This is a genomic window from Aquabacterium sp. TM01 (assembly GCF_057808345.1).
In genome coordinates this window covers 1,052,677-1,064,962 of record NZ_AP046529.1, presented here as the reverse complement: position 1 = coordinate 1,064,962, position 12,286 = coordinate 1,052,677, and the positions used below count along the sequence as shown (strand labels likewise).

Sequence of the window (12,286 nt, the reverse complement as noted above, 5' to 3'; positions counted from 1 at the left end):
ATCCAATTACACGCCCAGCAATTTCCGACATTTAAGCCGCAATCTCTGTTTGACATCAATTGCACATGCAAACATAAACAATGGCCAGTCACCATACTGGCGAATGAGCGAGCGCCTGAAGTTTATAAAGTCAGCGTCACCGCGGTCACGGCTGATACCATCAGCAACATCCTCGTAATATGCCAAACATACCTTGACGTAGCTGAATCTTATCCCTGACAGGACTAGGCGAAGATTCAGGACATGATCGGCATTTATCGGAAATCTGGCATCAAGAGGGAAACGCTTTAGCACATCAGATTCATACAGGACTGCCTGCTGGCAAATATTACGACGCACCAGCTTCCATCTACTGAATTCGCCGTCATACACCGCATTTGCTCGCGGTCGGTAAACATCCCCATAAACGACACCTGTATCTGGTGGAAGTTGCGGCCATGCTCGGCGCAGGCGACTGATTGCGTTGGGCATCAAGCGGTCGTCAGCACCCAGGAACAGCAACCAGCCATGGGGTACAGTGCAGGCTGCACGATTCATCGCGTCATAAACCCCCTTGTCCGGCATGGATTCGACATGATGAATTAGATGATGGAACTCATCTACAATCTTGAGTGTATCGTCAGTCGAGGCACCGTCAAAAATCCACAACCGAATATCTGGATCCTGCTGCGCCGCGATAGACAGCAGGCAACCTCGTAGATGTGTTGCTGCGTTGTAGGTACAGATGACGATATTTAATTGCGATGAATGCCGGGAATCCATAGCTCAAATCGCTGAAGTTTTCCTGAGAGGATCGTAGCTGACGTCATATAAGCCAGGTTGCTTTCGCAACAACTGCCAAACATAAATCGGACCAGCCACCGCGAAGAATGCAATCGATACGATAGTACCCAGATTTATTCCAGTTAGCCCCAACCCAAGCACATTGGCAAAAAGATAACAAGATGGAATATGCACCACCAACGCCGCTAGCGAGGTTCGCAATTGAACCTTGGTGTCACCAATACCATTCAAAAAATAGGCAAACACGTTTGACCACGCTGAGAGCGAAGACATTAGTGCGAAACTCACATATAGCCCCATCGGTCCTACCTGCTCGTGAGTCATCCAGTGTTCAATAATCCAAGGTGAAATCATTGCCAAAAGTAAGTTAGCCACCAGAATCGGGACTGTGAGTAGTTGAAGTAACTTCACGCGACGACGAATCCACTCCCAATCTCCGACCGCATGCGCTTCCGTGAAGCTGGACCAGAAATTAGCCATCAACAGTGAATGCAGCATCGTGATCACGGAGAACAATTTGAAGGCTGCATCGTAGACGACAACAGCCGATGGCTCAAGGAAGCTACTAACCAATATGCGAGATGTAGTGAAAACCACCAGCGCTGCAATCTGAATGATGAAGATGCGGATGCCGAAGCCGAGGATGCGCTTACGCATTTCGGATTGGATATCCTTCACGCGAGGAACGAATTCCAAGCGCCCCCGGAAATACCAGAGAACCAGGGACAGGTTGGCTGTCGCCATGCCGATCAGATAAAGGCTGCTTATCTGCGTAAGATGATCAAACATCGTCAACGGCCACCAATAGACGAGGCCGAGAAAGATGATGTTCGCGGAAGCTGAGAAGTAGGACACGGCCGAAGTGCGTTGTTCAGCCGCGTAAATCATCTGTACAAAGTTGAGAGCAAATGCTGCACAAGAACCAAGCGCGACAATCCAAAGCGCGTAGCCCGTGGTGTGACCATGGAAAGGCACCCTTTCAAGGAAGGAGATCACCGGCGTGAACGCGCCGATGGCGACGCATGCAATCGCAAGCACCAAGGATATGACAACCGTGTAGAACAAGCCGCTCGCGATGGCTTGGCGGATACGGTCTGCGTCTTTGCTTGCGAAGGCCCGCGCCATTTCGTTGCGAGCGCCGGCAGCCACACCGATGTCAAAAAAGGTGATCCACTGGAACACCGAGAGCAGCACCAGCCAGACCCCGAGTTGCACTGGACCAAGTCGCTCCAGCATGAATGGCATCATCAGGAACGAGCTGCCTACCGCCAGAAAGCGAAGGCCCAGTCCTAAGAGGGTTTGCCGGATAATCTTGTGATCACGTGGCGTCATGATAATGCTCGGATATGTCGGTATCGCAGCGCTCAGTCATCCACCAGCCGATTGAACAGTGCTTCGGCAGGCGAGCAATACATGCGTTCCCAAGACATGTCTTTAACAGTGTCACGCGCCATAACAGAGACAGCATTCAGTTGCTCAGCGTTTGTCGCCAGAGAGATGATTGCCTCAGCAATGTCTTCCGGACACAAAGGATCCACCATCAGGAATCCGGGTTTCCCACCCAGAAGCTCGATCGCGCCGACGCTCTTGGACAGGATCACTGGTGTCGTCCGGGCGGCGGCCTCGAACACGGCCAAACCCCAACTTTGGTCGACGTTGACGAACGCGAAGGCATGACTGTCGGCAATAACGTGATCTAACTCAGCCTGACTGAGGTTCTCACGAATCGTCAGCCTTACTTTTGCCGTGTCGGCAAGGTCACGAATCTTCTGGACATACGCCGGACGATACCTTGTGTCACCAACGATGGTTAAATTGATCGGCTGATTCAGACGCTTGTTGGCCAGGGCGCATGCGAGTAGGAGCGTCTCATAGTTGCGGTAAGGGAAAAAGACGCCCGTTGACAGCAAACAAAACGGGGCTGACGCAGCAGTGCCCTTTGCAGGGAATTCCGATTCAGGAAAGTCCACGCCACAGTACAAGACCGTCGCGTCCTTATGCAGATACTCCTTCACCCGTGCGCAGTTCTTGCTGACGTTCACTGTGATCGCATCGACCCTGTTCGCCCACCAGCGATTGGCAAGGCGCTGCCGAATCTCGCGAAATGTGGAACGACCATGATTCCTATGAGCGCCGATCTTGAAGGCAGGGTCCAAATCGTTGATTTGCCAGACATACCGCTTTCCCTTGCCCAACATGCTCGCGATGAAACCAAAAAGCAGGCCTCTATTGTCATGGACATTGACAATGTCGACCCTCGGCATACACATGGCGAGTCGAGCGGGACGAAGGCGATTCATTAGTTTGCCGATCATGCCTGAGTGCATGCTTTCCGGAAATGTAAGGATCGGGAACTCAGCAAATTCAGGGTAGCCCTGACCTGCCTGATATCTTGCGGTGATGATCTGGATGTCGTACCGGTGCTTGCGAAGGTGCTGAGCAAGGCGCAATACCTGCTTGTGCGTGCCTCCTTTGACATCAAGTTCGCTCACGTAAATCGCGACTTTCATGCTAAGGCTCGACATTCCGCTGACCATGCATCGTAGATCTCGAGCTCGATATCTCTCAGTACCCCAATGTCTCGCAGGGCTACCCATGCGGCGCGCACGACGTCTTGAAGCGGATGGCCCCGATGGCTGTCAAGCAAATCGACCAATCTATTTACAATTCTGTCGTTGTTTAGATAACCATCAATTTCCTCTGAGAAGTCGCGCATGAGGTTGTGTTCATTGCGCTCCTGCACAACAGTCGCACTCCGAAATACCAACTGACTCCCCTCAGACCAAAGACACAACTGCGCCACGAGCGATCGCCATATGTCCGTCATCCGGAAACTGACATGACACGGCAGGTACAGCAAGGGGAAGACTTCCTTGAAGAACAGCGTGTTTTGCGAGTTAAATGAACACCAAGTTCCCGCCTTCAGGAACAAGGGAACCCGCTTTTCGAAGTGGAGCGGGTCCTTGAACAACAGCCGATAGACCGCATCGACATCGGGATCGCCGTCTGCTAGAAACTGCTGCAGCGGTGCTCGCGCCGTTCGGGCGCCTATCACTAGACCGGCGTCATGGACAGTGTCGAGCGGATTGCCGCGTGGCCAGATTAGACGCGACGTAAAGTGTTTGTAGATATTCGCCCACTTGGTGCCGCTGATCTCTTCACCCTCGACCTCAGCACTGATTTCCTTGCCAAAACTATCGTAAGGAATGTTGTCATCGTCAGTCTCGAGAATCACTTCTGCGCCTTGGCGCATCGCATATAGATAGCCTAAATTTTTTCGGCAATAGTGGTTGACAGGAAGCAATTCAGAAAGGCGCCCGAACATGCGCATCTGATCATCGTAGGAAAGATAGTCGATCCCAGGTGCCGACCAATTGGCTGGAGTCTTCTTGTCTCCAACAACAACACAGCGCCAACCGTCGACAGAGATGATTTCAGATATCTTCTGGATTGCCTTTGTAGGATGATTAATGGTGGTAACAACGATCCATTTTTTTTTGCTTATTTTCATTAATTTCTCCAAATCCAAAAAATAAATAATTGACCGATGGACGTTTCAGGCTATTTCTTAAATTACTCTATGCTCACGTTCACATCATAACCATTGGCCTTCAGCAACGCGTGCCTTTTAGCAGAATTTAGGTCTTCCGCAACCATCTCCGCACACATTTTCTGAACACTGATTTCAGGAATCCAGCCCAGTTTTCCTTTGGCCTTGGCGGGGTCACCAAGCAATGTCTCCACTTCCGTGGGGCGGAAATATCGGGGGTCTACGCGCACGACGGTTTGACCGACTTTGATCGCCGTGAGATTATCGCTTTTAATTTCATCAACGATTGCCACCTCGTCAATGCCTTCCCCTTCAAAGCGCAGTGCGATACCCAACTCTTGCGCACTCCATTCGATGAACTGGCGGACGCTGTATTGCACTCCAGTAGCAATGACAAAGTCTTCGGGTTGGTCCTGCTGAAGCATCATCCACTGCATGCGGACATAGTCTTTTGCGTGCCCCCAGTCACGCAGAGCGTCGAGGTTCCCCATGTACAGGCAGTCTTCCAGACCCTGGGTTATGTTGGCTAGGCCGCGCGTAATCTTGCGGGTAACGAAAGTTTCACCACGACGAGGACTTTCATGGTTGAACAGGATACCGTTGCAGGCGTATATACCGTAGGCTTCTCGGTAGTTCACCACGATCCAGTACGCATAAAGTTTGGCCACGGCGTACGGGCTGCGAGGGTAAAACGGCGTGGTTTCTTTTTGCGGGGTTTCTTGCACCATGCCGTAAAGCTCGCTGGTGCTGGCTTGATAGAAACGCGTTTTCTTCTCCAGCCCAAGGATGCGAATGGCTTCAAGCAGACGCACAGTTCCAAGTCCATCTACATCGGCCGTATATTCCGGGCTTTCAAAGCTCACAGCCACATGGCTTTGGGCGCCCAGGTTGTAAATCTCGTCGGGCTGGGTTTCCTGAACAATGCGGATAAGGTTGGTCGAGTCTGTCAAGTCACCGTAGTGCAGATGAAAGCGGGCGTTGTTAATGTGCGGGTCTTGGTAAATATGGTCAATACGTTGGGTATTGAACGATGAAGACCGGCGTTTGATACCGTGAACGATGTAGCCCTTTTCAAGCAGAAACTCAGCCAGATATGAGCCGTCTTGGCCTGTGACACCAGTGATGAGGGCAACTTTGGGTTGATTAGCGTTCATGTGGTTCAAACTGTCAGTCATACGTTGTGTTTCAGAAAATCTGCATAGGCCATGGGCAGGCCTTTGGTCAGTGAGGTCTGCGGGCGCCAACCCAGGTTTGTCAACCGCTGGCTGTTCATGAGCTTGCGCGGTGTGCCGTCGGGCTTGCTGGTGTCTTGCACCAGTTCACCTTGGTAGCCCACTGTCTGCGCCACCAACGTGGCCAGTTCGGCAATGGTGATGTCGTCGCCATAGCCCACGTTGATGTGGCTTTGCGTAGGGCTGGTATGCGCGTCGTACGCTGGCTTGGGCAGGTTCATGACGTGCACGCTGGCAGCAGCCATGTCGTCCACGTACAGAAACTCGCGGCGAGGAGTGCCGCTTCCCCACAGGGCCACACTGGGTGCGTTGTTCACCTTGGCTTCATGAAAGCGACGGATCAGCGAGGGGATGACGTGACTGTTTTCCGGGTGGTAGTTGTCGCCAGGGCCATAGAGGTTCGTGGGCATGACGCTGCGGTAGTCCAAACCGTGGCTGGCGCCGTACTGGCGGTTATAGCTCTCGCACAGCTTGATGCCAGCAATCTTGGCAACGGCGTAAGGCTCGTTGGTTGGCTCCAGCGGGCCGGTCAGCAAGGCATCTTCGGCCATAGGCTGGGGTGCCATCTTGGGGTAGATGCAACTGCTGCCCAAAAACAGCAGCTTTTGCACGCCGTTGCGGAAGGCGGCTTCGATCACGTTGGCCTCAATCATGAGGTTTTGGTAGATGAAGTCAGCCGGGTAGGTGTTGTTGGCGTGGATGCCGCCCACCTTGGCTGCGGCCAGGTACACCTGGTCGGGCTTTTCGGTGGCGAAGAAACTGCGAACCGCGGCCTGGTCGGTCAGGTCCAATTCAGCATGCGTGCGGGTGACGATGTGACTGGCCGGATGGCCCTGGGCCAGCAGGTGGCGCACGATGGCTGCACCCACCATGCCCCTGTGACCCGCTACGTAAATTTTGGGTGATGTCGTCATTGATTGCTTGCCACGGCTGTTGCTGTAGCTTCGGTATGCATGGGCGCAGGTAACTCGATGGCGGCCTCTGCCTTCAAGGCTTCAATCTCAGCCTTCAGCGCTTCGTACTCTTCCATCTTGCGTTTGAGAAAGCGCCCCGTCATGGCCATCTTTTGGGCAATGCCTGCCGGGGTCAAAACGTACACGTACTTGAACTTGTGCTGGCTGTTCTGAAAGTTCTCCAGCTTCACCAAGCCCCTGTCCATCAACGCATTCAGGCAGTAGTTCAGCCCGCCCAGGCTGATGCCAAGCCGCTCGGCCAGGTCGCGTTGGCTCACGTCGGGGCTCTCTTGCAAGATGCGCATGATCCGGAAGGTGGTGTCTTCCTGGATCTTGGCTTGTCGGCTGGTCATGATGTTTGGTTTGGGCACGCTACCGCCGTGCCGTGTCGCGATCGGCATGCGCGGTGGGGGTGAGCTGGCAGTGGTTCCGAGCAATGTCAGAACTTGAACATTGTGCCGCGCAAATGCGTCAACTCACCTTGCGTAGGCTCGCTGCGTCAATCTTCACCGGCACGGGCTGGCTCAAGATGTGCAATAACACCATGGCGCGCTGTTCGGCATCGGCCATCTGGTAGGCCGCCTCCAGCCCCGCAAACGGGCCTTCGGTGATCACCACCGTGTCACCTTGGGTGAAGACTGGCTCGGTGGGCTGGGCCTCCTCGCGGCTGCGCAGCAGGTCAACCAGGGGGGCGTCTACTTTGGCGGGCCGGGTGCCAAAGCGCACCAGCTGGCTCACCCCCAGGGTGGAGCGAACGGGTGCCCAACTGGGGCCGTTGTCACTGGTGTCCAGCCGCACAAACAGGTAGCGCGCAAACATGGGCTCGCGCACCACTTCGGCCTTGCGGCGGCGAATTTTTTCAACGCGCAGCAGCGGCAGGTAGCAGGTGTAGCCCTGGCGCTCCAGGTTGGTCAGCGCGATGTGCTCCTGCCGGGGCTTGGTGTGAATCAGGTACCAGGCGGTGGTATCCGGAGCGGTGGTTGGCTGCATGACGTGGCCCGTGGGGGTACTGCGCTCGGGATAACGGGTGAGGGGTGAGATTATCGGCCATCATGTTGGCGACTGGGTGACACGCTGCGATGACCACATCAGCACCGGCCCTCAATCTCGGCAGGTAGTGAGGCTACTTTCAGATCCACGGGGTTTCCTCCCCGCCAACTCATGGCGTATCCACGCCCCACCCTCACGCACCCGCTGGCGCAAAATCCTTCCTTTTTTGCTTTACCTCATGAAAACCTACCAGTGCATTGTGTGCGGCTACATCTATGACGAAGCTCAGGGCTGGCCGCAAGACGGCATCGCGGCCGGCACCAAGTGGGAAGACGTGCCCGACACCTGGGTGTGCCCCGACTGCGGGGTGGGCAAGGCCGACTTCGAGATGGTCGAGATCTGATCACCGGAGCGTCACATGTCTGAACCTGTTGTGATCGTGGGGGCCGGGCTGGCTGGCTACAACCTGGCGCGCGAGTTGCGCAAGGCGAGTGCCGAGCTGCCCATCGTGGTGGTGAGCGAGTGCGGTGCGGGTTTTTATTCCAAGCCCATGCTGTCGAACGCGCTGACCAGTGGCAAGACCGCCGCCACGCTGGTGATGAAGTCGGCCGAGAAGATGGCCGAGGAGTTGCGCGCCCGTGTGCTGCCGCGCACCCGTGTGGTGCAGGTGGATGCTGCCGCGCAAACCTTGACGCTGGATTCGGGCGAAGTGCTGCGCTACCGCGACCTGGTGCTGGCCGTAGGCGCCGACCCGATCCGACTGCCCCTGCTGGGCGATGCCGCCGATGCGGTGCTGTCGGTGAACGACCTGGACGACTTTGCCCGTTTTGCGCAGGCTTTGGACTCGGCCGCAGCGGGCCAGCCCGCGCAGCGCGTGGTGATTTTGGGCGGTGGCCTGATTGGCTGCGAGTTTGCCAATGACCTGCTTGCGCGCGGCGTGGTGCCCGCGGTGGTGGATGTGGCCGACCGGGTGTTGGCTCGCCTGCTGCCCGCCGAGGCCAGCGCCTTGTTGCAAGCAAGGCTGGAGGCTGCGGGCGCACAGTTCAAGCTGGGCGTGGGTGTGTCTGCGGTGAACCGCAACGCCAGCGGGCTGAATGTGGTCTTGAACGATGGGAACACCTTGCAGGCTGACCTGGTGGTGTCGGCCGTGGGGTTGAAACCACGCACCAGCTTGGCGGCTCAGGCAGGCGCGGCCGTGGGGCGCGGGGTGCAGGTCAACAGCTTGCTGGCCACCAGCGTGCCGCATGTGCATGCCTTGGGGGACTGTGCCGAGGTGAAGGGCCGGTGGCTGCCTTATGTGATGCCCTTGATGCAGCAGGCCCGCGCTTTGGCGGCCACGCTGGCGGGCACGCCCACACCGGTGTCTTACCCGGTCATGCCCGTGGTGGTGAAGACCCCGGCCTGGCCCACAGTGGTGTGCCCGCCCCCGGTTGGGGTGGTGGGCCAGTGGGAGGTGACTTCGTCAGACGAGGCGCTGGAGGCACGCTTTGTGTCAGCGCCTACCGCAGACGAAGCCGGCGCTTTGCTGGGGTTTGCTCTGCAAGGTAAGGCCGTCAGCCAGCGGCAGGCGTGGGTGGCGCAAATGCCTGCCCAGCCATCCTCGCACACGGGCTGAGCCCGGCCTCCTCACTGCGACGCCACCCGCACCCGGATGGCGTTGACCTTGATGCCCTTGGCGGCCAAGGCCGCTGCGATGCGTGGCTGCAGTTGGCGCAATTTGGCCGACACGGCCGCATTGGCGGCCAGCAAGGTCCAGCCCTCCTCGTCAATGGGGCCGGCTTTCACGTGCGCGGCCATGGCGGGCGGCAGACAGCTTTTGACGGCCGCCAGGCATTCCTGAGATGCGCGCAGGCGCTGCATCAGGCTGGCCAGAGTCTCGGAGCGCTCCAGGGCCGACTTGACCTGGGGCACGTCGGGCACCATGGGCTTGAAGGTGGCTGTGGGCGTCCAGCGCTTGTTGTTCACGGGTAAGCTCGTTCAAAAACCATTGGTACAGTATCGCCCATGCGGGGTCAGATGATGACAAGGTGGGGCTGGCGTGTGCTGCTGGCCATGGCAATGCTGTGGATGCAGCAGGCCGGCCTGCGTCACGACCTGGAACACGCGCTGGAAGACGCCAACCAGGCGGCCCACGTGCTGTGTCAGGAATGCCTGGGCCACCATGGCGCCCAGGCGGCACTGGCCTCCACGCCCCCTGCCCTGCACCTGACCCTGGCGCGCCACGCGCTGGTCAGCCTGACGGCGCCCACGCTGCGCAGCGTGCCGCTTGAGCGGGCCTATTGGTCGCGCGCGCCGCCTTCGCTGTCTGTTTGAAATGTGTCGCCGGCCCTTGGAACGTGAGGGCCGTTTGGCTGACGCCATGCCGCCGCCCGTGCGCACACGGGGTCTGAGCATGTGGCGTCGGGCCGCATTTTGCTTTTGTCAGACAGCCAACACCATGTTGAAGTACACCCCCGTGATGGGCGCGATCGCCGCTGCCCTGTTTACCGCCCTCCCCGCTCACGCCACCACCAGCGAGGCCGAGTTGCAGCAACTGCGCTCCCAGCTTCAGGAACTTCGCCAGCAGTACGAGCAACGCCTGCAGGCGCTGGAATCCCGTTTGAACCAGGCGCAACAGGCCTCGGCACCACCCACGACACCGGACACGGCGCCAGCAGCTCCGGCCGACGCACCGAGCGCCACTCGCAAGGGCAACAGCGCCTTCAATCCGGCCATTGGCATGATCTTGACGGGCACCTATGCCAACCTGTCGAAAGACCCGGAAAGCTGGGAGCTGAGCGGCTTCAAGCTGGGCGGCGACGGCCACGGCCTGGGCCCTGGCAAGCGCGGTTTCAGCCTGGGCGAGTCGGAAATCACCTTCAGTACCAACGTCGACAGCCTGGCCTATGGCGCGCTGACCCTGGGCCTGGACGGCGACAACGAAGTGGCCGTGGAAGAGGCCTTTGTGCAGTCCACCGCCCTGCCCTACGGCCTGACGCTGAAGGGCGGCCGCTTCTACGGCGCCCTGGGCTACCAGAACGAACAGCACGCCCACACCTGGAGTTTTGTCGACCTGCCCCTGGTTCACCAAGCGTTTCTGGGCGGCCAGTACAAGCAAGAGGGCGCGCAGCTGAAGTGGGTGCTGCCCACCACGCAGTACATCGAGCTGGGCGCCGAACTGGGCAACGGTGCCTCCTTCCCCAGGTCAGACCGAGCCGCCAACGCGCTGGGCTCGGCCCTGCTGTCTGCCCGCACCGGGGGCGATGTGGGCGACAGCCACAGCTGGCGCCTGGGCGCCTCGTGGCTGCGCACCAAGGCGCAAGACCGTCTGTGGGGCACGGGCCATGTGCACGACGCCACGGCAGGCCACGAAGAAGAAAGCCGCTTCACCGGCACCAGCCGCCTGTGGGTACTGGACGGCGTGTGGAAATGGGCCCCCAATGGCAACGCCAAGCGCACCAACTTCGCGTTGCAGGGCGAGTACTTCCGGCGCACCGAGTCGGGCAGCGCAGCGATTGCGCCCGTTCCGGTGGAATTGCCCGACGGCGCCACGGGCCTGTACCGCAGCAGCCAATCCGGCTGGTATGTCCAAGGGGTGTACCAGTTTGTGCCGCAATGGCGCGTGGGCCTGCGCTACGACCGTCTGAGCAGCGGCTCGCAGCGTCTGGGTGCCGACCTGGTCGAGCACCTGGCCCAGGCCGACCACAACCCCCAACGCACCAGCCTGATGCTGGACTGGTCGCCCAGCGAGTTCCAGCGCTGGCGCATCCAGTTGAACAACGACCAGGCCCGCCAAGGCGTGAAGGACACCCAGCTGTACCTGCAATACCAAATGAGCCTGGGCGCCCACGGCGCGCACAGCTTTTGACCGGAGCCCACCATGCGAATGACATCCCCACAATATGCCTGCCTGGTGGCGCTGCCCACCTTGCTGGCCTGTGTCACACCTGCCCACGCTCTGAAGGTGTTTGCCTGCGAACCCGAGTGGGCCGCGCTGACGCGTGAGCTGGCCGGCGAGCAAGCCAGCGTCTACACCGCCACCCAGGCCTTGCAAGACCCCCACCTGGTGCAAGCCAAGCCCAGCCTGATCGCCGCGGTGCGCAACGCCGACCTGGTGGTGTGCACCGGCGCCGAGCTGGAGGTGGGCTGGCTGCCCGTGCTCTTGCGTCAGGCCGGCAACCCCAAGGTACAAGCCGGTCAACCCGGGCATTTCGAAGCGGCTGCCTCGGTGCGGATGCTGGACGTGCCCACCCGACTGGACCGTGCCGATGGCGACGTGCACGCCGAGGGCAACCCGCACATTCAGACCGACCCGCGCAACATCGCTCTGGTGGCGGTGTCTCTGGCGCATCGCTTGAGCCAGATCGACCCCGCTCAGGCCCGCACCTACGAGACCCGCCTGGCCGACTTCAACCGCCGCTGGGGCGCCGCGGTGCAACGCTGGAGCCAGGACGCAGCCCCCCTGAAGGGCCTTCCCATCGTCGTGCAGCACAAGGGCTTTCCGTACCTGGAGAACTGGCTGGGCCTGAAGCAGGTGGCGGCGCTGGAGCCCAAGCCGGGCATCGAGCCCTCCAGCTCGCACCTGTCCGGGGTCCTCAAACAGCTGCAACAACAACCCGCCAAGATGGTGATCCGCGCGGCCTACAACGATGGACGGGGTGCGCAATGGCTGGCCGAGCGCGCCCAGTTGCCCGTGGTGGTGCTGCCCTTCACCGTGGGCGGCAACGAGCGCGCCAAAGACCTGTTCGGGCTGTTTGACGACACGGTGGCGCGCCTGCTGGCCGCCGCCAAGTAAAGAA

The 12,286-nt window shown here is 58.9% G+C and carries 14 protein-coding genes; 5 read left to right on the top strand and 9 right to left on the bottom strand.

Going from position 1 to position 12,286, the window contains the following annotated elements; translation table 11 throughout:
- Positions 1-6: 6 nt before the first annotated feature.
- The 8 genes from AC3WW4_RS04950 to rfaH all read right to left on the bottom strand — a co-directional run bounded on the left by AC3WW4_RS04950 (position 7) and on the right by rfaH (position 7,508).
- Complete coding sequence (locus AC3WW4_RS04950; protein ID WP_488827273.1) at positions 7-762, bottom strand: glycosyltransferase; 756 nt, start codon at positions 760-762, stop codon at positions 7-9.
- Positions 763-765: 3 nt separating this feature from the next.
- On the bottom strand, positions 766-2,115 hold the full coding sequence (locus tag AC3WW4_RS04945; RefSeq protein WP_488827272.1) for a lipopolysaccharide biosynthesis protein: 1,350 nt from the start codon (positions 2,113-2,115) through the stop codon (positions 766-768).
- A 32-nt stretch (positions 2,116-2,147) separates the two neighbouring features.
- Positions 2,148-3,293 carry a glycosyltransferase family 4 protein gene (locus tag AC3WW4_RS04940; RefSeq protein WP_488827271.1) on the bottom strand — a complete coding sequence of 382 codons (1,146 nt, stop codon included), beginning with the start codon at positions 3,291-3,293 and terminating at the stop codon, positions 2,148-2,150.
- Complete coding sequence (locus AC3WW4_RS04935) at positions 3,290-4,294, bottom strand: STELLO glycosyltransferase family protein (RefSeq protein ID WP_488827270.1); 1,005 nt, start codon at positions 4,292-4,294, stop codon at positions 3,290-3,292. The genes AC3WW4_RS04940 and AC3WW4_RS04935 overlap by 4 nt, the downstream gene beginning before the upstream one ends.
- A 62-nt stretch (positions 4,295-4,356) precedes the next feature.
- Positions 4,357-5,487 (bottom strand): GDP-mannose 4,6-dehydratase, encoded by a 1,131-nt coding sequence (gene gmd, locus AC3WW4_RS04930; protein WP_488827269.1) that lies wholly within the window; start codon positions 5,485-5,487, stop codon positions 4,357-4,359.
- A gap of 17 nt (positions 5,488-5,504) precedes the next feature.
- Positions 5,505-6,479, bottom strand: a complete 975-nt coding sequence (fcl, locus tag AC3WW4_RS04925) for a GDP-L-fucose synthase (protein ID WP_488827268.1) — start codon at positions 6,477-6,479, stop codon at positions 5,505-5,507.
- Positions 6,476-6,871, bottom strand: a complete 396-nt coding sequence (locus AC3WW4_RS04920; RefSeq protein ID WP_488827267.1) for a MarR family EPS-associated transcriptional regulator — start codon at positions 6,869-6,871, stop codon at positions 6,476-6,478. Before AC3WW4_RS04920 ends, fcl begins: the two co-directional genes overlap by 4 nt.
- Positions 6,872-6,989: 118 nt before the next feature.
- The gene (gene rfaH, locus AC3WW4_RS04915; RefSeq protein WP_488827266.1) at positions 6,990-7,508 is read right to left on the bottom strand and encodes a transcription/translation regulatory transformer protein RfaH; all 519 of its coding nucleotides are present in this window, start codon (positions 7,506-7,508) and stop codon (positions 6,990-6,992) included.
- Positions 7,509-7,746: 238 nt separating this feature from the next.
- On the opposite strand from rfaH, the gene AC3WW4_RS04910 reads away from it, so the two are divergent.
- Positions 7,747-7,911 carry a rubredoxin gene (locus AC3WW4_RS04910; RefSeq protein ID WP_300159932.1) on the top strand — a complete coding sequence of 55 codons (165 nt, stop codon included), beginning with the start codon at positions 7,747-7,749 and terminating at the stop codon, positions 7,909-7,911.
- 15 nt (positions 7,912-7,926) lie between these two features.
- Positions 7,927-9,123, top strand: coding sequence for an FAD-dependent oxidoreductase (locus AC3WW4_RS04905; protein ID WP_488827265.1), 1,197 nt, complete (start codon positions 7,927-7,929; stop codon positions 9,121-9,123).
- Between the two features lie 11 nt (positions 9,124-9,134).
- On the opposite strand, the gene AC3WW4_RS04900 is transcribed toward AC3WW4_RS04905, so the two are convergent.
- Entirely contained in the window at positions 9,135-9,473 is a 339-nt protein-coding gene (locus AC3WW4_RS04900; protein ID WP_488827264.1) for a DciA family protein, read from the bottom strand.
- A 51-nt stretch (positions 9,474-9,524) separates the two neighbouring features.
- Between AC3WW4_RS04900 and AC3WW4_RS04895 the strand changes: the two genes are divergently transcribed.
- The 3 genes from AC3WW4_RS04895 to AC3WW4_RS04885 all read left to right on the top strand — a co-directional run bounded on the left by AC3WW4_RS04895 (position 9,525) and on the right by AC3WW4_RS04885 (position 12,282).
- Positions 9,525-9,821: a hypothetical protein gene (locus AC3WW4_RS04895; RefSeq protein WP_488827263.1), complete on the top strand. Its 297-nt coding sequence runs from the start codon at positions 9,525-9,527 to the stop codon at positions 9,819-9,821.
- 124 nt (positions 9,822-9,945) lie between these two features.
- The gene (locus AC3WW4_RS04890; RefSeq protein ID WP_488827262.1) at positions 9,946-11,355 is read left to right on the top strand and encodes a hypothetical protein; all 1,410 of its coding nucleotides are present in this window, start codon (positions 9,946-9,948) and stop codon (positions 11,353-11,355) included.
- Positions 11,356-11,367: 12 nt separating this feature from the next.
- Entirely contained in the window at positions 11,368-12,282 is a 915-nt protein-coding gene (locus tag AC3WW4_RS04885) for a metal ABC transporter substrate-binding protein (RefSeq protein ID WP_488827260.1), read from the top strand.
- Positions 12,283-12,286 lie beyond the last annotated feature (4 nt).